At 35.6% G+C, this 21,036-nt stretch carries 20 protein-coding genes; 4 read left to right on the top strand and 16 right to left on the bottom strand.

Annotated elements, in window-relative coordinates:
- Positions 1-121: 121 nt before the first annotated feature.
- The 6 genes from BMY57_RS07660 to refZ form a co-directional block, all read right to left on the bottom strand.
- Positions 122-319: an alpha/beta-type small acid-soluble spore protein gene (locus BMY57_RS07660; RefSeq protein WP_091773433.1), complete on the bottom strand. Its 198-nt coding sequence runs from the start codon at positions 317-319 to the stop codon at positions 122-124.
- A gap of 76 nt (positions 320-395) precedes the next feature.
- Entirely contained in the window at positions 396-1,598 is a 1,203-nt protein-coding gene (thiI, locus tag BMY57_RS07655; protein ID WP_091773432.1) for a tRNA uracil 4-sulfurtransferase ThiI, read from the bottom strand.
- Between the two features lie 6 nt (positions 1,599-1,604).
- Positions 1,605-2,738 (bottom strand): cysteine desulfurase family protein, encoded by a 1,134-nt coding sequence (locus tag BMY57_RS07650; RefSeq protein WP_091773431.1) that lies wholly within the window; start codon positions 2,736-2,738, stop codon positions 1,605-1,607.
- Between the two features lie 216 nt (positions 2,739-2,954).
- Positions 2,955-3,260, bottom strand: a complete 306-nt coding sequence (locus BMY57_RS07645) for a hypothetical protein (protein ID WP_091773430.1) — start codon at positions 3,258-3,260, stop codon at positions 2,955-2,957.
- 25 nt (positions 3,261-3,285) lie between these two features.
- A complete protein-coding gene (locus BMY57_RS07640) occupies positions 3,286-4,983 on the bottom strand; it encodes a septation ring formation regulator EzrA (protein ID WP_091773429.1) in 1,698 nt (565 codons plus the stop codon).
- 104 nt (positions 4,984-5,087) lie between these two features.
- Entirely contained in the window at positions 5,088-5,693 is a 606-nt protein-coding gene (gene refZ / locus BMY57_RS07635; RefSeq protein ID WP_091773428.1) for a forespore capture DNA-binding protein RefZ, read from the bottom strand.
- A gap of 107 nt (positions 5,694-5,800) precedes the next feature.
- Here refZ and msrC point away from each other — a divergent pair, with 107 nt between their 5' ends.
- The 3 genes from msrC (at position 5,801) to rpsD (ending at position 7,760) form a co-directional block, all read left to right on the top strand.
- Positions 5,801-6,280: a free L-methionine (R)-S-oxide reductase MsrC gene (msrC, locus tag BMY57_RS07630; protein ID WP_091773427.1), complete on the top strand. Its 480-nt coding sequence runs from the start codon at positions 5,801-5,803 to the stop codon at positions 6,278-6,280.
- 107 nt (positions 6,281-6,387) lie between these two features.
- On the top strand, positions 6,388-6,927 hold the full coding sequence (locus tag BMY57_RS16180) for a hypothetical protein (protein WP_217703288.1): 540 nt from the start codon (positions 6,388-6,390) through the stop codon (positions 6,925-6,927).
- A 230-nt stretch (positions 6,928-7,157) separates the two neighbouring features.
- The gene (rpsD, locus tag BMY57_RS07620; RefSeq protein ID WP_091773426.1) at positions 7,158-7,760 is read left to right on the top strand and encodes a 30S ribosomal protein S4; all 603 of its coding nucleotides are present in this window, start codon (positions 7,158-7,160) and stop codon (positions 7,758-7,760) included.
- Positions 7,761-8,009: 249 nt separating this feature from the next.
- Here rpsD and BMY57_RS07610 read toward each other — a convergent pair whose 3' ends face one another.
- From BMY57_RS07610 to BMY57_RS07565, 10 genes are all read right to left on the bottom strand, one after another.
- Positions 8,010-8,636: a TetR/AcrR family transcriptional regulator gene (locus tag BMY57_RS07610; RefSeq protein WP_091773424.1), complete on the bottom strand. Its 627-nt coding sequence runs from the start codon at positions 8,634-8,636 to the stop codon at positions 8,010-8,012.
- Between the two features lie 217 nt (positions 8,637-8,853).
- Complete coding sequence (locus tag BMY57_RS07605; protein WP_091773423.1) at positions 8,854-9,936, bottom strand: hypothetical protein; 1,083 nt, start codon at positions 9,934-9,936, stop codon at positions 8,854-8,856.
- Between the two features lie 323 nt (positions 9,937-10,259).
- A complete protein-coding gene (locus BMY57_RS07600) occupies positions 10,260-11,561 on the bottom strand; it encodes a helix-turn-helix domain-containing protein (RefSeq protein ID WP_091773422.1) in 1,302 nt (433 codons plus the stop codon).
- Positions 11,562-11,641: 80 nt separating this feature from the next.
- Positions 11,642-12,640 carry an ABC transporter ATP-binding protein gene (locus BMY57_RS07595; RefSeq protein WP_091773421.1) on the bottom strand — a complete coding sequence of 333 codons (999 nt, stop codon included), beginning with the start codon at positions 12,638-12,640 and terminating at the stop codon, positions 11,642-11,644.
- Positions 12,609-13,616: an ABC transporter ATP-binding protein gene (locus BMY57_RS07590; RefSeq protein WP_091773420.1), complete on the bottom strand. Its 1,008-nt coding sequence runs from the start codon at positions 13,614-13,616 to the stop codon at positions 12,609-12,611. The genes BMY57_RS07595 and BMY57_RS07590 overlap by 32 nt, the downstream gene beginning before the upstream one ends.
- A gap of 18 nt (positions 13,617-13,634) precedes the next feature.
- The gene (locus BMY57_RS07585) at positions 13,635-14,519 is read right to left on the bottom strand and encodes an ABC transporter permease (RefSeq protein ID WP_439895792.1); all 885 of its coding nucleotides are present in this window, start codon (positions 14,517-14,519) and stop codon (positions 13,635-13,637) included.
- A gap of 43 nt (positions 14,520-14,562) precedes the next feature.
- A complete protein-coding gene (locus tag BMY57_RS07580; RefSeq protein WP_091773418.1) occupies positions 14,563-15,480 on the bottom strand; it encodes an ABC transporter permease in 918 nt (305 codons plus the stop codon).
- A 108-nt stretch (positions 15,481-15,588) separates the two neighbouring features.
- Positions 15,589-17,142: an ABC transporter substrate-binding protein gene (locus BMY57_RS07575; protein WP_369678855.1), complete on the bottom strand. Its 1,554-nt coding sequence runs from the start codon at positions 17,140-17,142 to the stop codon at positions 15,589-15,591.
- Positions 17,143-17,157: 15 nt separating this feature from the next.
- Positions 17,158-18,351, bottom strand: coding sequence for a M20 metallopeptidase family protein (locus BMY57_RS07570; protein WP_369678854.1), 1,194 nt, complete (start codon positions 18,349-18,351; stop codon positions 17,158-17,160).
- A gap of 10 nt (positions 18,352-18,361) precedes the next feature.
- Positions 18,362-19,711 (bottom strand): M20/M25/M40 family metallo-hydrolase, encoded by a 1,350-nt coding sequence (locus BMY57_RS07565; protein WP_091773416.1) that lies wholly within the window; start codon positions 19,709-19,711, stop codon positions 18,362-18,364.
- 149 nt (positions 19,712-19,860) lie between these two features.
- Here BMY57_RS07565 and BMY57_RS07560 point away from each other — a divergent pair, with 149 nt between their 5' ends.
- Entirely contained in the window at positions 19,861-20,985 is a 1,125-nt protein-coding gene (locus BMY57_RS07560) for a M20 family metallopeptidase (RefSeq protein ID WP_091773415.1), read from the top strand.
- Positions 20,986-21,036: the final 51 nt, after the last annotated feature.

Genomic DNA, 21,036 nt, shown 5'->3' with positions numbered 1-21,036 from the left:
TAAAATTAAAAAAGAGTATAAAAAAATCGTGGAGAACATCAATTTTGATGTCTTCCACGATTTTTTATTTTACTGGGTTTTGTCCCAGCCTCTTCATTTAAAAACAAATTGTTTTTAATAATTATTGACCATTCATTTGTTGTTGTGCTTGTTGTACAAGACGTTTAGTGATTTCTCCACCTACAGAACCGTTAGAACGAGATGTAGAATCAGCACCTAGCTGAACACCAAACTCTTGTGCAATCTCAGCTTTCATCTGGTTTAACGCTGCGTCAACACCAGGAACTAGTAATTGGTTTGAGTTGTTGTTTTGTGCCATGGTTTTTCACCTCCTCGTTAACTATTGTTAGCAACGAGAAAGTTATAATACAATGCAAAACTTGGAAGAGTGAATATTATAATAAATCGTCAAACTCATCTTGTTTTTGATCATTAGAAGCACTGAACGTCACGGTTTCCATGTTGTTTAAGGCTTTCTCAATATCTTTCGTAAAATCTATAGGTCTTTCAAATTCATTCACTTTATCACGTCTAGGTTTTGTCTTAGGTGCTTTCGGTACAAAAATGGTACAGCAATCCTCATAAGGTCGAATTGAAATCTCATAAGCTCCAATTTCTTTAGAAATATCAATAATATCAATTTTGTCCATGGCTACTAATGGTCGAATGACTGGATAATTTGTAACTTCGTTAATCGTATGCATACTCTCCATCGTTTGACTAGCAACTTGTCCTAAACTTTCACCAGTTGTAATGGATAAAATATCCCTTTGTTTTGCCACCATTTCACTTATCCTTAACATTAGCCTACGCATGATGGTCATACCATAATTTTCAGGTGCTTCTTGAAAGATCTTTTGTTGAATTTCAGTAAATGGAACGAGGTGAAGCTTAATATCACCACCATATTTCGTTAGTACTCTGGCTAAATCTTCAACCTTTTGTTTAGCCCGTTCACTAGTAAAAGGTGGTGAATGAAAGTGAATAGCTTCAACTTCTACTCCTCGGTTCATAGTTAAATATCCTGCAACTGGACTATCGATTCCACCAGATAATAACAATAAAGTCTTACCAGTTGTACCGACTGGTAAACCACCTTTACCTTGGATTTTTTTAGCCGTAATATAAGTTGCATCATGACGAATTTCAACTCTTAACTCAACATCTGGATGATGCACATCAACAGACCAATCCTCAGTATGAGTTAATAAGTGCCCACCTAATATTTGATTCATTTCTTGTGAACCAATTGGAAAACCTTTATTAGGGCGTTTACAAGTTACTTTAAAGGTTTGCCCCGACTCTAATAATAATGCTTGTAGCGCAGCATCTTTAATTTGTTCTTTTTCATTTTCAACTTTCATAGCTAAACTAAAAGATTGAATACCAAAAATATCTTTACATTTTTCCAATATAGGTTCATGGTTTTCACCATTTAGAAGAATGTACATGTGGTCTCTTTTAGCCTTAACTTTAATACTTGGATAAGCAGATAATTTCTTTTCTACATTTTGTTTTAAGATTTGCATAAATGATTTTCGATTTTTCCCTTTTAAAGCTAATTCACCGTAGCGAACTAGTATGTGATCATATGTCATGTTTAACTACCCCATTATACTTTTATATTGCTGAATAACATTTTTAATTTCTTTAATAAAAATATCTATATCTTCTTCACTTTGATTAATGCTTAAACTTACCCGAATCGCAGCTCCTGCTTCTTGTTCTTTACCACAAGCAACAATCACATGACTAGGTTCATCTTGTTTAGAAGAACAAGCTGACTTAGTTGATACATATATCTCTTTTTCGCCTAAGGCATGAATGAGTACTTCTGGTTTAAAACCTAATACAGAAAAATTAAAAATATGAGCAGCCCCGTTTTTCGGAGAATTGATCGTAATCTTATCGATCGGTTCTAACTGATCAAATAGTTTTTGGTGTAAAGCGATTAACCTATTGTACTGGCTTTGTTTTTCTACAGCTAACCTCATGGCTTTAGCCAATGATACATTTCCAGCTACATTTTCTGTCCCAGGGCGTACAGATCCTTCTTGTGATCCGCCATGAAAAAGTGGCTTTAATTGAACATGTCTTTTTTTAATTAAACATCCCGTTCCCTTTAACCCATGGATTTTATGACCAGATATCGTAATGAGGTCTAGCCCTTCCATATCATAAGGTAAAGAAACTTTCCCAAAACCTTGGACATGATCCGTATGGAATGTGATTTTTGGATAATTTGCTAATAACTTTGCGATCTTTTCAATAGGTTGAATGGTTCCAATTTCATTATTAACATGCATAATGGTAACTAGGATGGTATTTTCATTTATAGCCTTTTTTAAATCGTCTAAATTAATGTTGCCGGATTCATCAACAGGTAAATAGGTCACCTCAAAACCTTCTCGCTCCAAATCCTTACACACCTGCAGGACAGCTGGGTGCTCTATTTGTGTTGTAATAATATGATTCCCTCTATTTTGATGCGCATGTGCAATCCCTTTAATAGCCAAATTATTACTCTCAGTTCCGCCTGAAGTAAAAATGACTTCATCTTCATTAACTTTAAGAAGTTGGGCAATTTGCGTCCTTGCTTTAAAAAGTAATTTCTCAACTTCACTTCCACCGACGTGAATGGATGACGGGTTGGCATAGTAATTCATTGAGACCGTTTGAAATGATTTCAAGACTTCTTGAGCGGGTTGTGTTGTTGCACTATTATCTAAATAAATCATCGCGAAACTCCTCATCATCGACTTTTTGCATCGAACTATATTAACATAATTGACGAACCATTTTCAACTTGAAGCTTTTATACAACTGCACAAGAAAAGCGCAAGCACCCAACTTAACGATACAGTTCGCCAAAGAGAGTCTAGCGCTTAACAATACTAACTTCCTAAAATCCTTTAATATAGAACGTTTTCTTAATTTAATAAAAGCTACTCCTATTATGAATTAGGAGCAGCTTCAGGATCATCATTTAAATTTAATTGTTCAAGTAAATCATCAATTGAAACTCCTTGACCATCACGTTTATTGACCATTTGACCAAGTGTTTTGGTTTGATCATGTTTAAGTTCCGTCAAAACATATAATGTTGCGGAATCTTTGTCATGGATCGTAAATGGTATTGTTTCTTGGTGTGCTTTAACCTTTAAGTATTCGCCGTCATCTGGTTGAACAAAAAGTATGATAATGGCAGTCCACGTCACGACGAATAACACACTAGCTATGCTTACCAGCACTCGATCCATATGATTCACTCCTCGATTACACTTTTTAAACTGTTGTCTCGGACATAACTTCCTCGAGACGTTTCATAGCTCCAGGCTCAATTTCCTCAAGGGTTTTTGAAGACTTTTCTAAAGCCACTTCATAATCATAATTTAAAAATGCTGCTTCTGCTTCTGAAATCTGAGCCGCTAATAATGGATTAGACGAACGATAGCGATTTGCATATTGAATAACCCTTTCAGCTAATTGAGCTTGTTCAATTAATAATTGAGTTTGCTCTACTGCTCTTCCAACCATTTTTTCAGCTATTTCTATTGTTTCATTAATTCGATCCATATTTAAAGGCTGTTCATCTAAAGCCTCAACCGATTCTGTAACAGCTTGAATACCTTCATTCACTACTTCGTTAACATACTGAGGGATGCCAGGAAGATTACTTTTTTGTAATTGTTGTCGAACTTTAATAATCTCATTTCTTAACGTAGTAATTTGATCTCTAGCATCGATTTCATCTTTACGAAGATTATGCAGGAATTCATCAAAATGATTTAATGGGACTTCCCAGTCTTCATAATCAGCAAACCATCCTTCCACTTCTATTCGAATCGTGGAGAATAGGTCATTTTCGTTTTCAATCATTTCTTTAATACGTTGAGCTTCTTTATCTAATCGATCTAAGGACTTCTCTAGTTGATACTGTTTTTCATATTTTTCATCATTTAAATGGTAATTTTCTTTTACCGCCATAACATTTTCTTTGATTTTAGCAAAACGTTCTTTGGCAGAACTTAATTGTTCATCCATCTTTTCAAGTTTCTGCATCACAAAATTTTTGTCTAAAGCTTCTTTCTCCAACTCATCGTAAATCTCTAATATACGCCCACGAATCTGTTCAATTTTCTCTTCGACATCTTCATCATGTCCTTTATTTAATTTCTCAATGAGCTTAAGAAGAGTCTCATGATGAGCTTGAATTTCTTTATCGAGACCAAGCAGATGAATACGATATCCCTCGTCACGCATTTCTCGAATACCATTCTGTAAATGATCTAGATCTTCTGGTAACACTTGTTTACATAAACGATAAAGTTCGGGAAACGTTTGAACTTTACGATCAAGTTCATTTAATTGATCCCTTAATCTTTGAACCAATTCATGCGCATCAGTGTAATTACCTGAAGCAGTTAGCTCCTCATATTCTTTTAATTCATTTTCTATATCATCTAATTCAACATCGAGAACGACCTCGGCTTTACCAAGTTGATACCCGTTTTGAAGCACCATTTTTCTCACTTCACTAATTTGTGGTTTCATTTTCTCAATTTCTTCACGACTATCTTTTTCAGAATGAAGGAGACGGTCTACTTCACTATAAATATCATCTATTGTTTTCTCGACTTGGTTTAATTCACGTTCAGTATGATTTAAAATACGAAAAGCCTTACCAAATCGATATTGTTCAGCTGATTCTTCTGCATCTAATAAGTCCTCTTCGACATTGGAAAAAACTCGATCATTTATTTCATCCCATTCATCTCGCCACGACTCAAACAATGATTCCGTCTCACCTGACAAATTCAAATCCCGTACCTTGCTTAATTCATCTGCAACTTGACGGTTCATCAACAGGACTTTTTTCTCTTCTAAAGCATCGACACGTTGATACACCTTTTTACGCATCACGACACCAACTATGATAAATAGAACAATTGCTACAATGATAATGGCGATTACAAGTTCCATAAGAAGCCCCCTAACACAAAACGACTATAATCTATACTCTATAATAGCATATTTTTCCGTCTAATTTGCCAATATTTTAGCTTTTTCAACATAAAAAGTAAACTTTAAACATTTATTTTTCCGTGAAACCATTTTTTAAACGTTTCCATATATTTTTTAACAAACATCTTTCCACTTTGGTCCCATTGATAATGATCTTGCCAATCATGGGCATATACAAATAATCCATTAACTAAACTTTTGAGTTGTATGTATAATACATCCTGCTCAACATCACTTAGCTTCCACTCATTAGATAGTCCATTTATTATTTTTTTTAATAAGAATTTTTCTTTTGCGACATATGTTGAAAATAATTCTCGAATAAACATATTATCTAATGAAAGCTCTCTTTGAATAAAACAACTAAATTGAAAATGATCATATTTGTAATGTATAATTTGTTCAATAGCTTGGAAAAAGTCATCTAAATTTGATAACGGTTCTTCATTTTGAGTTATTTCATCCAATAATTCCAAATACTTCTCAAAATAATCAACCGTCATAAATTCTAATAAACCTTGTTTATTTTTAAAGTGATAACTTATTAAAGAAACATTTACATCTGCTTTTTCGGTGATTGCTCTGATGGAAGTACCATTAAAGCCGTTATAATAAAACAGTTGAGCTGCTGCATCCATGATTCTTTGTTTGGTGCTAAGTTCTGACATAACATCACCTCTTTTTTGTAGTATTCTATTGTAAATGTAAAATACCTTTAATTTTCACTGATTTTATGACAACATTTTACCAGATTTTAAAAAAGGAGCGTATCACATTGTTTGAAACTATTCAATATAACGGGTCAAAAGAAGAAAACTATGAATTACTTATTAAGCAGCTTGACAGCCTGTTAGAAGGGGAAACAGATCTAACAGCTAACTTAGCTAATGCTAGTTCCCTTCTAAACCAGTTTTTAGATCAAGTTAATTGGGTTGGTTTTTATTTAATGAAAAATAGTGAATTAATCTTAGGTCCTTTTCAAGGGCTACCAGCTTGCGTTAGAATTCCTGATGGAAAGGGAGTTTGTGGAACAGCAACTGCTGAAAAGCAAACCATGCTAGTCGATGATGTTCATCAATTCCCTGGTCATATCGCTTGTGACGCTCAAAGTCAATCTGAAATTGTCGTACCAATTATTATGGGTGAGCAAGTTTTTGGTGTATTAGACATTGACAGTCCGATTAAAAGCCGGTTTGATGATACAGATCAAAAATATCTAGAGGAATTTGTAGAAACATTAAAAAAACATATTTAACTAAGTCGTTAAGTACCAATTTTCTCGATAAAAATTGGTACTTTTTTTTGCCATATTTCGACTTTTCCATGGTATAATAATTATTATTATATGAGAGGAGATAGATTATGTCTGAGGAAAAACTAGATCTGATATTATCTGAACTCCAAAGTCTAAACAACAGAGTAACTTCTCTTGAAACGAATCAAATATTAATGAGGGACGAGCTTAAGGCTACCCAAAGTGCGATGAGTAACTTTGCGACCAAAGACGATTTGAAAACCTTTGCTACTAAAGAAGACTTGAAAAACTTTGCGACCAAAGACGATCTAAAAAGCTTTGCAACTAAAGAAGACATGAAAAACTTTGCGACTAAAGACGATCTAAAAAGCTTTGCAACTAAAGAAGACATGAAAAACTTTGCGACTAAAGACGACCTGAAAAGCTCTGCAACTAAGGAAGACTTAAAAAACTTTGCGACTAAAGACGATTTAAAACCAATTCTAAATGATCTTTCCCACTTAAAAGAAGAGCAAAGCGTTATTAAGCAAGCTGTGCTTGAAACAAAAGATGAAGTTAATGAACTTAAACGAAGTCAATCATCGATCCACCAAATCATAGGTGAACACGAAATCTCCATCCGCTCCATTAGAAATCTTATCTTATAATCATCTAGTAATACTTGACTCTTTCGCTTTTTTTTCATATAATATCCTTTGTGTAAAATAAAAGGCAGCTTAGGTGAACTTGCTATGTTATCATTTTGTACCTCTTATAATGAGGTGTATCGCGTAACTCTCTGCTGCTGGAGCGAAGATACATGAAAGCAAAATGAGCATGGTGTGGGACACATCCTTTTTATTTTATGCAAAATTTATATATAAAGGAGGAGACGCTCGTGGCACGTTTCACAGGCTCTCTATGGAAAAAATCACGTCGTTACGGCATTTCTCTAAGTGGTACTGGTAAAGAATTAGAGAAACGCCCTTACGCTCCGGGTCAACATGGTCCGAACCAGCGTAAAAAACAATCTGAGTATGGACTTCAGTTACAAGAGAAGCAAAAGCTTCGTTTTATGTATGGTTTAACTGAACGTCAATTCCGTCGCATCTTTGACGATGCAGCAAAAATGAAAGGTGTTCATGGTGAAAACTTCATGATCTTACTTGAATCTCGCCTTGACAACCTTGTATACCGTGCTGGACTTGCACGTACTCGTCGTCAAGCTCGCCAATTAGTAGCTCATGGTCACATCACTGTTGATGGTGGTCGCGTAGACATCCCATCTTACCGTGTAAAACCTGGTCAAGTAATTGGTGTTCGTGAGAAATCTCAGGATCTTGACATCATTGCTGAATCTATCGAAGTAAGTAATTTCGTACCTGAGTACATTACTTTCGATGCTGACAAGAAAGAAGCGACTTATAACCGCTACCCTGAACGTTCTGAATTACCTTCAGAAATTAACGAAGCGCTTATCGTTGAGTTCTACTCTCGTTAATAAAATTGCTTTGTATCGCACAATACTTAAAAGCCCTGAAATCCTTATAATAAGGAATTTCAGGGCTTTTATTTTTTATGGTAATCGGATAAGTAAAATAATTAAATATATCTTCTTCCCAATTATTATCTTCAAAATAAGTCATTAAATCTTTAGGTACATTTGAAAGCCAACTTTGATAAATAGACATTGTTAATTTATTCGGCTTTATAGATATCAAAGAATTTTTCTTCGAGTTCATAAGCCTAGTTAATATCCTTTTAATGCTTGATTAACAATGTTTACAAGTTCTCTACTATACGTTCTCCAGTCAAACTTTTTTGTTATATCAGTATTAAACATATACTCTCCAATCGCTCCTTGAATCATATTAGCCATGACATCTATATTGAACACCCCAAATACCCCTTTTGCCTGTCCATCGCGCAAAATGCTCCGAAGCTCATTCATGATTGGGTCTTCATCTTCAACGTCACTTAACTTATAATACGGAATATTATCAGGTGTTCTAGCATTAAAGATAATTTCTATCAGAGCCGTATTACGTTCAGGGTGCGTATCTTGATAAGCGAGACTTGCCGTTATAAAGGCATTTAGTCTCCCGTGAGGGGTAGTTTCCTGATGTACTTTATTCAAAATATATGTTGATGATCCTTCTAACAAGTTTGTTAGCAGATGATTCATCAAATCGCTTTTATCTGTAAAGTGGTAAGATATAAGTGCTGTGCTAATTCTTGCTCTTTTTGCGATTTGTGCAAGGCTTGCTTTTACATAACCAATTTCATCAAGCGTTTTGATCGCTGCCTCTATAATTTGTTCACGTCTTGCTTCAGCGATAAATGACTGTTTACCTTCCATTTTTAGATCTTCTTTCATTTATCCTCACCTCTTACTATTCTTACATACATCCGTTTATCTTCAACATGAATAACAACTCCATGAACAGCCATATATTTTCGAAGACCTTACCCTCTTCTGTCTCATCATTTCTTTAAAGCTCGTTCCCTGCTAATAGCAGGACATTAACCTATGGAGGAAAATCCGGGTGTTCAGCTACCCAACGTTGATACTGATTCTACGGAAACCTATTTGTTTAATCTGGTACTTTAATTGTCTTTTTAGTGACATATGTTCCAAAAAGGATGAGCAGAATAGCACTTAATAAGAAAATCGTATTTCCAATAAGTTTGTCAGATGACGATACATTTCCGAGAGGCTGGATAAGAAAAGCAATCCATGTTCTCGTCAAAATCGCACCACCAGCTAAAGCAAGATGGTGCAAGGCATTCCACCCTTTTTGCTTTGACCAAACTAAAATCAAATAACCGAGCAATGATAATGACGCCAATCTTAATATAACACCCGGCCACTCCATCATAAAATCTGAGGAAAACCCAAGCAAAACTGCTAATAATTCAATGATAGTGTGCATACTTAGCAGCAAGAGTGTCACCGTTCCAACAAATAAAGGTTTAGGGGCAGGTTTTGCATTGCGTGTCATGGTATGTTTGCCAATAATAAACGAAGCAATTATCAAAGCGATAACAATTATTCCAGTTACAATGAATTGAATTACTGATGGAAGAAATTGGTCCATTGTCACCTGATCTTGAAAAATAAAGGCAGAAGCAAGTAAGTATAAAATGATGATAATAGTCAAACTTACATTACTTAACCAAGGGTCTCTTTTTTGACTTGGAAAGAATATTTCCATAATCACGATGGGAACAGTAATACTCCAAACAACGTGCCCACTTATAAAATCAACAGCTTGGTATGCACTAATACCGAGAAAGGAAATATAAGTTGGATCACGCAAATCTTGCCAATAATCAATATCTTGAAACGCGGGGTTGAATAACCCATGATCAATTATACCCGCTTGAAATAAGCCAAATGCAAAAGCAAGAATAGTTATTGTTAACCAACCAAGACCAGCTCTGCGAGTAAATTCCCGTATAATTAATGCTGCTCCACCGTATAATGGTCCAAAAAATATTAAATATAAGAACATTAACCCAAAATTCCCGGTTACATCTAGATACCCTATTATGTACTCTGCAGTAAATGGTGCAAAAAATAATAATCCAAGTACTGGTAGAAACTGTGTCTTGTATTTACCGTTTTCAAACTCGCTTTTGACTTGTGTGAGCGTTTCAGAGTTTTTATTTTTCATTGTTCCCTCCAAATTATTATTTTGACTGCTTAATCATTTTATTGATTGATTGATCAATCAATTATTAGCATAAGGGAATTTTACAGACAATACAACAATTATGATTTAAGTAGTAAAGTTTATTTCAGTTTAAATGGACCTGATTTCATTGGCACATATGGAAGTAATTGAAGAATTTTTTAGCCGATTTACGTTACGTTGTATGAATATAAAATTATGTATTGGAGTCTTCCACACGATTATCTGAACACCCTATTTTTATTATCCATTCACAGTAGGAACCTCCGCATAATTTTCTATATATCCATAAAAATAGACTCCATCTAGACATTTAATTTATAGATTTTCTTAGGACGTCCTCTACCATTTGCTTCCTCTCCAATCACTTCTACTACACCAATACGTTCCATTTCAGCTAATAGTCTTCGAGCATTACGTTCTGTACTATTTAACCAATTAGCTAAATCACTAGATGTAATTTCAAAACATTGATAATGATAAGCCAGCGATTCGATCTTCGATAACTTTGAAGCGCTAATACTGCCACTCTGTAATTTCTCTTTCCACTTTGAAACAGAACTTTTCAGTTGATATTGTAAATGCTCATTGTCAGTATTATATTCAATTACATTTTTATCTTCATCGATGATGACAATCGAAGCTTCATCATTTTTTTGAACATAATTAAAAGCTACTTGAACATGGTCATTTGCTTCTAACACCGTTGAACCATACCCTATACCGACTTGAACCGACAATCCACTAGCCGCTTCCATTTCTTTTATTAACTGATAAGGAGAATGATATTTTTGAAAAAGCTCTATTTCTCCTTTCGTCGTATATATATAGAATAGTCCTTTACCCATACTGACTAAAGAACCATTTATTTTTTCTACAAAATCTATAAGTATTCTATTTAAATCCAATTCTTGTCTCATTAATTTAAAAGAAATACTTTTTGAATCTGTTTTTTTAGGATATAGAATTTCAACTCCAAGTATTACAAATTGTTTCTTTTCAAATTGCTTAGCAAACGCTCTCTCCCTCAAGTGACTTAATGCACTATAAATAGATAGATCAGATTGTAAAACTCTATACACCGGAACACCTCGTTTTTTTAATTCCAAGTAGACTGATCGTACACAAGTCAATGCTACATCTGTCTTTCCAGATTCATATAGTTCTTGATGAAAATCAGATAATTCACTTGATGGGATATATGTATTTGAAGCTTTAATATTAATTTTAATATGTTGAATTGCATAGGAATCTCCAACCTGCTTAATTTCCTCTTCACCAATGGAATCTAAACTGACACTTTCAATAATCCGTCCCTCTTTTATGTTTGCTTCTAACAACGTTCCGAATAGACTAGACCCATGTAATCTTGCAAAATGGCCATCATTAAGTCCGAGTAAATTATGATCAATTGCATACTTATATGGGACTGGACCCGATAAGAGCCAATAGTCAAATTGGTTTTTATGGTTCTCAAGTATCTCTTTAGTTTCTTCTGTTTTTTCATAAGGAAAAGTAACTAATTTAAGATCATTAAAACTCTTACCAATTTCATTAATTTTTTCAATAGAATCATTGGGTCCTATAACTCCAATTTGAAACTTCATTTCTATATAACCCCCTTAAGATATTGTTGGTTTTGTTACCAATTTAAAGGCACCTCTTTTGAGATGCCTAAATCATCACGTTATTGTTTTAATGGGAAGTGACAAGCTGTAAAATGGTTTATCTTAACTTCTTCTAGATTAGGAACTTTATTCTTACAAATATCTTGAGCATAGGGACATCTAGTGTGAAACGTACAGCCACTAGGTGGATTAGCTGGGTTAGGTAAATCACCTTTAAGCGGTTCACAGTTAGTTCGCCACTTAGGATGATCAACAGGGATAGATTTTAACAAGGCTTCTGTGTAAGGGTGCATAGGTTCACCAAATAATTGATCACGTTCTGTTATTTCTATAATCTTACCAAGATACATAACAGCTATTCGATCACTAATATTACGGACAGCAGGAAGACCGTGAGCAATAAATACTAAAGTTAAATTATATTCTCTTTGTAACTTTTTTAATAAATTTAAAATTTGAGCTTGAATGGATACATCTAAGGCTGACACCGGTTCATCACAAATAATTATTTTAGGGTTTAATGCTAGCGCTCTAGCAATCCCAATACGTTGTCTCTGACCACCACTAAATTCGTGTGGATATCTTTTTAATTGTTCGCTATTTAAACCCACCACTTCTAAAAGTTCAATCACTTTATTTTTGATCTCTGATTTCGTCATAGAAGTATGAATTTCTAACGGTTCTCCAATTAACTCTTCTACAGTCATTCTAGGATTTAATGAGGCAAATGGATCTTGGAAGATGACTTGTATGTCTTTCCGAATGTCTCTTAGTTCTTTCTTACTCATTTCGGTCATATCTTTTCCCTTAAATTTAACTACACCTTCGGATGGTTTAAGTAAACCTAATAACATTTCTCCAGTCGTTGATTTACCACACCCTGATTCACCAACGATTCCTAATGTCTCTCCTTCATATATAGTTATATCGACACCATCAACGGCTTTTACATAACTGACTTGTTTGTTAAAATATCCCTTTTTAACTTCAAAGTGCTTCTTTAACCCTTTAACTTCCATTAAGACATTAGGTAGTTGTTTCTCTTTTATGCTGCTCATAGATTGATCCTCCCTCCATATGGAAACAGCGTTTAAAGTGATTAGGTAAAGTTTCTTCAAGGTTTGGATGCTCATCTTTACATAAATCTGTTGCAATTGGACATCGTGGATGAAACTTACATCCTTTAGGCATTTGCGATGGTGTTGGCACAGATCCTTGGATAGCTCCTAACTCTTCAACTGATCCTGTCATTTTAGGCACAGAAGATAGAAGTCCTCGTGTGTATGGGTGGACTGGATTATCAAAAATTTCATTCACATGTGCCTCTTCTACAACTTCCCCACCATACATAACGACAACACGATCAGCCACTTCTGCAACCACACCTAAATCATGTGTAATAAGTATGACACCAGTATTTAGTTCATCTTTAAGCTTTTTCATTAAATTTAAAATTTGAGCTTGAATCGTTACATCAAGTGCTGTAGTCGGTTCATCAGCAATTAATAGCTTAGGATTACATGATAGAGCCATTGCAATCATAACGCGTTGCCTCATTCCACCTGAAAGTTGATGTGGAAATTGCCTCACAACCCTTTCAGGCTCTGGTATCCCTACTAAATCTAGCATTTCAACAACCTTATTAATAGATTCTTTTTTGTCTAATTGTTGATGAAGTTTAATTACTTCGGTCATTTGATTTCCAATGGTGAATACTGGGTTCAATGAAGTCATAGGCTCTTGGAAAATCATAGAAATTTCATTTCCTCTTAATTTTCTCATTTGATTCTTCTTTAATTTAGTTAAATCTTTACCTTGTAATCTTATCTCACCTTCAAATACCTCACCAGGTGATGGTACTAACCCTAAGATCGATAAGGAGGTTAAGCTTTTCCCACAACCTGATTCACCGACAACCGCAACGGTTTCACCTTCATTCACCTGAAATGAAACACCATTAACAGGTTTGACGGTGCCTTCATCCGATCGAAAACGAATACGTAAGTTTTTTATATCTAATAATGGTTCCGTCATAACATAACCTCACTTTTATCATGACTTAGTCTTTGGATCTAACATGTCACGTAACCAGTCTCCTAGAAAAATAATACCTAAAACAGTAATAGTAATGGCTAATCCAGGAAAGGTTGCGACCCACCAACTAGTCGCTAAATAGTCTCTACCGTCACTGAGCATAAGCCCCCATGACACATCAGGAGATTGTATACCTAACCCTAAAAAACTCAAAGATGATTCTAAAATGATCGTGGTTGCTACATTGAGAGTGGCAATGACAATAAAGGATGATACAACGTTCGGTAAAATATACTTTTTAATAATTCGATAATCACTCGCACCAATTGCTCGGGCCGATTTAACATAGTCTCTTTCTTTTATACTCAATGTTTCACTTCGGACCATTCTTGCATAAATAACCCAAGTTGTAACACCTAATACGATTATAATTGAAGTTAAACTTGGTCCTATAACTGCCAAAATAATTAACATAAATAAGATGTTCGGGATTGCTAAAAAAGAATCCACTAACCTCATAATGACTTGATCAATCCATTTTCCGTAATAACCAGAAACTAACCCTAAAAATAGACCAATTGCCCCAGCTACAATTACAGAAGCAATTCCCACTAGCAGTGACACCTTAGATCCAATAATAATACGACTTAATACATCTCTCCCTAAATTATCAGTTCCTAATATATAATTGAATGACCCACCTTCCATCCAAAATGGGGGTAGCAGTCTAGCTGATACATTCGTTTCTGTATGATCATAAGGAGCAATAATATCAGCAAATACAGCCATCAATATGACGCACAGTACAATAACTAGTCCAACCGTTCCTGTTTTGCTTTTCCATAATTGTTTGAATACCTTGCTTACTCTAGACTGTTCTTTATGATGTGGTTTGACATCCATGTTTTGTTCGACTTGTGTATTAGCATTCATTAGGTATCACCTCCTAATCCTCATATTTAATTCGAGGATCTAAGAATCTATAAGTTAAATCAGCTGTTAAATTACTAAGTATAACTAAAATCGCAATGATAAATGTTGCCGCCTGCACAACAGCCATATCTCTTGCATTCACTGCTTGAACTAATAATTGTCCCATACCTGGCCAAGAAAAGACCGTTTCTGTTATTAATGTTCCACCAATTAATGTAGCCGTTTGCAGGGCCATAATCGTCACAACTGGTATCAGAGCATTACGTAAAGCATGTTTATTGACAACAATTGTTTCTCTTAAACCTTTACTTCTAGCCGTTCGAATATACTCTGAACCTAGCACCTCTAACATACTTGAACGAATTAACCTCGTCATCTCAGCCGCAATAGCAGTTCCTAATGTAATAGATGGAAGAACGAGATGTGCAATCGTCCCTGACCCGGAAACCGGAAAAATACTAAATTGAACAGCAAGTATTAGTATTAACATAATTCCTAACCAAAAATTAGGCATGGCTTTTCCTAAAACTGAACTACCTGTAATAATTAAATCTGCAAATGTATTTCGTTTAATAGCAGAATATATTCCTGCTGGTACAGCAATAATTGTGGCGATGATCATGGATGAAATAGCTAACGTGAAACTAGCCGGCAACCTTTCTAAAACGATATCAATCGCTGGTTGATTATAACGGAAGGATTCACCAAAATCTCCTTGAATAACATCTGCCATATAGGTGAAATATTGTATGTAAATTGGATCATTTAACCCTAAAGATTGACGTAGGTCCTCTCGTTGTTGGTCAGTTGCTGTTTCTGGGAGCATGAGGGAAACAGGGTCACCAGTTAATCTCACCAAAAAAAACACAATAAAAGAAATCATCAATAAAACAGGAATAACTTTTAAAATACTTGATAAAAAATATCTCATATTCCCCGCTCCTCCTTAAAAACCAATTAAATAAGTTGAAAGCTGTCTGCAAGCTTTATTTACAGACAGCTTCTTGAGTTAATACTTAAAAAAGCTTAAGAAAAAACATTAATTTTTGGAAAGGTCATCAACATAAAACATTTCATCTAATCTTGGTTCAAAATCCACATTCTCTTGAAGGCCATAAACAGAATCCATTTGGAATAAGTAGATATGTGGGCGATCTTCGGCAATTAATTCTTGTGCTTTTTGATACTGTTTCACACGTTCTTCTTGATTCATATTACTTTCAGCTTCTGTTAAAAGCTGTTCAACTTCATCATTAATATAATCTGTTTCTCCTTCGTTTTGAGCTTGAGTTAATCGATCTAATGCTAATGCAGCATCAAACATGGAATTACCATATGCGATCATAAACATCTCTCCAAAACTTCTACTAGAATATTTATCTGTAAAAGTACTCCATTCGTTAAATTGAAGATCAACTGTAATTCCTACCTCTGATAGCATCGCTTGAATTAATTCCGCAGTTTCCCGATCTTTTAAGTAGCGCCCGCTTGGAGCATCAAATGAAATTTCAAGCCCATCACCATAACCCGCTTCTTCAAGAAGTTCAATAGCTCGTTCTGGGTCATAATTACTTTGTCCATATAAATCTTCATTTGCACCGTTATTACCTGGGGTAACTCTAGTACGAGTTGGAGTGGCTGCACCGTTATATAAGTTCTCAACAATTGCCTCATTATCGATCGCTAAATCAATCGCTTCCCTTACTTTAGGATCTCCAGTCACTTCATTTTCAGCTGTACGTAAAACTAACATCATGACCCGTTGCGATGGACTATCGGCAAGTTTCACGGCATCGTCACCTTCTATACGTTCCCAGTCTTCAGGCGGAATATTGGCTGCGATATCTACACCACCCGTTAATAATTCGGAAACACGGGTAGAATCTTCAGGGATCGATCTAAAAGTCACTTTATTCCACTTTGGAGCCTCTCCAAAGTAATCTTCATATGGTTCTAAAACAACTCTGTCATCTTTCACCCATTCAGTGAATTGATATGGTCCAGTTCCGACTGGTTCTTCTAAGAAAGTATCCCATCCTTCTTCATCTATATAATCAGAAGGAAGCATTCCTGAACCTAGACGAGACAATCGATTGAGTAACGCTGGCTCTGGATTTTCTGTAATTATTTCTAGTTCGTAATCATTAATCACGTTCACTTCAGCAATTTGATTATAATTACCATGTTCTAACAAGGTATCATCATTGGCCACTCTCTCTAGAGTGAATTTGACATCGTCTGCTGTAAATTCTTCTCCGTTATGGAAAGTGACACCTTCACGCAATTGAAACTTCCAAGTTCGTTCATCAATATTTTCCCATTCCTCTGCTAAGTCCCCAACAAATCCTCCGTTTCCATCAGCTTTAACTAAATAGTTAAATAAATTAACGTGGATAGCTTCAGTCGATGTGTTATTGTGATCATGAATATCAAAAGTAACCATATCTGAACCATTCGCTATAACTAATTCGTCATCTTCTGCTGTCTCTCCACTTGACTCTTCATCGCCCGTATCGACTTCCGAACTATCCGGGTTACATGCAACTAAGAAAAACATCATCATTAATGCAAAAATACTAAGTTTTAATTTCACTCATTTTTCCTCCTTCTAATTTGAATTTATATACTGTAGAGCAAATCGTGCTAGCATCGCAGATCCATAAGGCAATGCTTTTTCATCTATATCAAACATTGGATGATGCCCTGGATATCGAGTCATATATTCATTTCCGACTCCCAATCGAAAGAATATAGATGGAACTTTCTCTGAATAAAAGGCGAAATCTTCACCACCTAACCCCGATTTTTCACGAGTACAATGTCCTTCACCTAACACTATATCTGCAACTTCTTCCACCAGACTTCTTAACTCATAATCATTTAATATTGAGGGGAACTTGTATTCATAATTAAATTCATACTTCGCCCCAAACGCTGATGTAACACCAGATATGACTTGCTCCATTTTTTGAGGAATTTCATGACGAACATCAGGATTAAGTGTTCTTACCGTTCCAGACATTTTGACAGAAGGGGCGATTACATTACTGGCAGACCCACCTTCTATTGTTCCTACTGTAACAACAGCCGCATCATTAGGCGCCACTTGTCGACTAACAATTTGTTGTAAAGCAGATATGACTTCACTAGCGACTGTTATAGCATCGACAGTTTGATGTGGGTGAGCTGCATGTCCACCACTTCCTTTAATTTCAATATCAAAAAAATCTGCAGACCCACATCCTACCCGATCTCTCGTAACCGTTATATGTCCTGTGTCAATTCCTGTGTTTACGTGTAGACCTGCCATGATATCTACTTTTGGGTTCTCTAAACATCCTGCTTCAATCATTGCTGTAGCTCCACCACGACCTTCTTCTGCAGGTTGAAAAATAAATTTTATATTCCCTTTTCCTAGCCCTTGTTTTGTTAAGATCGTGGCAGCACCCATAAGAATGGTTGTATGAGCATCATGACCACAAGCATGCATCTTCCCTTCAATAATTGATTTATAAGGAGTATCTTTTAAATCTTGGATTGGCAAAGCATCCATATCCGCTCTCAATCCAACGGTAGGCCCAGGTCTATCACCTTCCAATAAAGCTATAACCCCAGTCCCAGCTACTTCGCGTTGAACTTCTAAACCTAAAGTTTCCATATAATTTGCTACAATGGTTGAGGTTCTGACTTCTTCAAAACCCAATTCAGGATGTTGGTGAAAATCACGTCGCCACTCTATTAATTTTTCTTGTATATTTTTGGCTTCAATAAGTAATTGATCTTCTTCGATTAATTGGTCCACAATATCCCCCCTAATGTTTTGCAAAGTCATCAATGACTCTAGCAATAATCTTAATTCCATCTATGAAATCTTTAATGTAAATATTTTCATTAGGTGCATGATTATTAGATGCAAAATTTCCAACACCAACAGAAACTGCCGGAATACCTAGCTTCTGACATAATTCATACATAGGTCCTGTCCCAGGTGACATTGGCATGACGGTTGGTTCCATTCCCATTACATTTTTAGTAGCAGATATAACACTTTTAGCGAGAGGGTCGTCAGGTTCAGTTCTTGCTGGATACTCCAGTCCCATTGGAGTAATATCAATATCCTCAAACCCATGATGATCTAAATGGGTTCTAAGTTGTTCAACAATTTTATAAGGGTCTTGATTAGGTACCAAGCGAAAGTCTATTTTAACTTTTGCCTCAGATGGGAGGACTGTTTTCGCACCTTCTCCTGTGTATCCACTTTCAAAACCACAAATATTACATGTAGGTGAAAAAATCAATTGTTTTTTTAGCTCTTCACCTTCAACACCATTAACGAATTGATTAATATCCAACTGCTCTTTCATTTCTTGCTCGCTATATATTAGTTCACTTATTAACTGTACATCTTGATGTGTCAGATCTAACACATCATCATAAAACCCCGGTATTTTCACTCGATTATTTTCACCCTTTATGGATTGAAGTGCCCAAATTAATCGCCATGCAGGATTCTCAATAACCGCTGCATTAGCTGAATGTAAATCCGTATTCGCCCCTTTACAAGTTAGTTCAACATAAGCCATTCCTTTTACCCCTAAGCTAACCTGTTGTCGTCCGTCAGCATTTTTATAACCGAATTCCCATATACACCCATCTGCTTTAATTAAGTCAGCATTCTTTTCCGCAAAACCTTCTAAATTAGGACTCCCTATTTCTTCTTCTCCTTCAACGATAAATTTAATATTGATTGGTAATTCACCATAAACTTGTTGATAGGCATGAACAGCAGCTATACGAGCAATTAAATTACCTTTGTTATCTGCCGATCCACGTGCTATTAATTTGCCATCTACTATTTCACTATCAAACGGAGGAGTATCCCATAGATCAACAGGATCTTCAGGTTGGACATCATAATGGTTATAAAAAGATAGCACTCGTTTACTTTTACCTTTTACTTCTCCAAAAACAACAGGATATCCGTCCGTATCAATGAGTTTAGTGTCGGCCTTATTATGTAAGTTCAGATGTTCTAAAACTTTTTGTGCAGCTTCTTCCATCCCTCGATTTTGAGCAGCCACACTCGGTATACGACATAAGTCTTGCAACCATTCTACATACTCGTTTTGATGTTCCTCGATATGCTTATACAGTTCTTCCAAACGACCACTCCTCAAAAAAATTAAATTATTTAAGGAAATTGGCTGAAAGTGTTCCTTAAATATGTTAGTATTTACTATAATTTAATCTAAATATTTTGTCAATTTAAAATTTTTAGATTAGTTTTGTCGTAAACAGAAAGGATGATTTTATGAGTAAAATTGAAAAGTATTTAGAAGAACACCATGAAGATATGTTAGATAGCTTACATACTTTAGTTAGTGCTGAATCACCATCAGATCAAAAAGAACTTGTAGATGAATGCGGTCTAACCTTACAAAATATTGCACGACAATTAATTGGAGGAAATCTTGAAGTCTATAAACAGTCTAAACGTGGTGATCATTTTAAAATTACCGTAGGAAATGGAACTAAACGTGTTTTAGTATGTGCGCATTTTGACACCGTTTGGGACGAAGGTCGACTCCCGATTAAAATAGTAGATAATAAGTTTTACGGGCCAGGCGCCATCGATATGAAAGGTGGGATTATTCAGTCACTGTGGGCTGTCAATGCTCTACAAGAAGAAAATGCATTTCCAAATATCGAACTAACCTTCCTATTCACTTCAGATGAAGAGCTTGGAAGTCAAACGTCTCAAGAATTAATTGAGCAAGAGGCTCAAAACAGCGATATTGTATTAATTACTGAGCCCCCTGTCGCTAAAACGGGGGATTTAAAAACGGCACGTAAAGGAGTTGGAATTTATAATTTAGAGATATACGGGAAAGCATCACATGCAGGGAATCATCATGAAGCAGGTCACAGTGCTGTAAATGAACTTGCTCATCAAATAATAAATATAGAGAAACTAACCAATTATGATATAGGGACAACCGTTAACGTTGGAGTCGTTCATGGTGGTACAAAAAGAAATGTCGTCCCTGACCATGCAGAAGCACTTATAGATTTTAGAGTTAAAACAGTTGAAGAAGCTGATCGGATTGTTCAAGCATTAGAAAGTTTAGAGCCAGTAACCAATCATGTGGAGATAAAAGTCACTGGAGAACTCAATCGTCCACCAATGGTTAAAAGCAAGGCAACCCAAGAACTGTTTAACAAGGCTCAAGAAGCAGGAAAAGAAGTAGGTTTAGATATCGGTGAGAAACTTGTTGGGGGTGGAAGTGACGGAAATTTCACTGCTATTTTAGGTGTCCCCACTTTAGATGGGCTTGGTGCTTTAGGTGATGGACCACACGCAGAACACGAACATATCATTATAGACGAACTTCCGAAAAGAGCTGCTATGTTTGCAAATTTACTTAAAAAAATATAGTAGTTGTTAATAACTTTCAGCTATAAAGAACGTTAACGGCCCCAACAGTCA

It is taken from the genome of Piscibacillus halophilus, from assembly GCF_900110685.1.
GTDB classification, from domain to species: Bacteria; Bacillota; Bacilli; order Bacillales; family Alkalibacillaceae; genus Piscibacillus; species Piscibacillus halophilus.
Note: the sequence above shows the minus strand (reverse complement) of the source record. Positions and strands in the feature narration are given on the sequence as shown.

What these genes read in the sequence shown, in the direction of transcription:
- BMY57_RS07660 (WP_091773433.1), bottom strand. Translation starts at nt 319, where the DNA reads ATGGCACAAAACAACAACTCAAACCAATTACTAGTTCCTGGTGTTGAC.
- thiI (WP_091773432.1), bottom strand. Translation starts at nt 1,598, where the DNA reads ATGACATATGATCACATACTAGTTCGCTACGGTGAATTAGCTTTAAAA.
- BMY57_RS07650 (WP_091773431.1), bottom strand. Translation starts at nt 2,738, where the DNA reads ATGATTTATTTAGATAATAGTGCAACAACACAACCCGCTCAAGAAGTC.
- BMY57_RS07645 (WP_091773430.1), bottom strand. Translation starts at nt 3,260, where the DNA reads ATGGATCGAGTGCTGGTAAGCATAGCTAGTGTGTTATTCGTCGTGACG.
- BMY57_RS07640 (WP_091773429.1), bottom strand. Translation starts at nt 4,983, where the DNA reads ATGGAACTTGTAATCGCCATTATCATTGTAGCAATTGTTCTATTTATC.
- refZ (WP_091773428.1), bottom strand. Translation starts at nt 5,693, where the DNA reads ATGTCAGAACTTAGCACCAAACAAAGAATCATGGATGCAGCAGCTCAA.
- BMY57_RS16180 (WP_217703288.1), top strand. Translation starts at nt 6,388, where the DNA reads ATGTCTGAGGAAAAACTAGATCTGATATTATCTGAACTCCAAAGTCTA.
- BMY57_RS07610 (WP_091773424.1), bottom strand. Translation starts at nt 8,636, where the DNA reads ATGAAAGAAGATCTAAAAATGGAAGGTAAACAGTCATTTATCGCTGAA.
- BMY57_RS07605 (WP_091773423.1), bottom strand. Translation starts at nt 9,936, where the DNA reads ATGAAAAATAAAAACTCTGAAACGCTCACACAAGTCAAAAGCGAGTTT.
- BMY57_RS07600 (WP_091773422.1), bottom strand. Translation starts at nt 11,561, where the DNA reads ATGAAGTTTCAAATTGGAGTTATAGGACCCAATGATTCTATTGAAAAA.
- BMY57_RS07595 (WP_091773421.1), bottom strand. Translation starts at nt 12,640, where the DNA reads ATGAGCAGCATAAAAGAGAAACAACTACCTAATGTCTTAATGGAAGTT.
- BMY57_RS07590 (WP_091773420.1), bottom strand. Translation starts at nt 13,616, where the DNA reads ATGACGGAACCATTATTAGATATAAAAAACTTACGTATTCGTTTTCGA.
- BMY57_RS07585 (WP_439895792.1), bottom strand. Translation starts at nt 14,519, where the DNA reads ATGGATGTCAAACCACATCATAAAGAACAGTCTAGAGTAAGCAAGGTA.
- BMY57_RS07580 (WP_091773418.1), bottom strand. Translation starts at nt 15,480, where the DNA reads ATGAGATATTTTTTATCAAGTATTTTAAAAGTTATTCCTGTTTTATTG.
- BMY57_RS07560 (WP_091773415.1), top strand. Translation starts at nt 19,861, where the DNA reads ATGAGTAAAATTGAAAAGTATTTAGAAGAACACCATGAAGATATGTTA.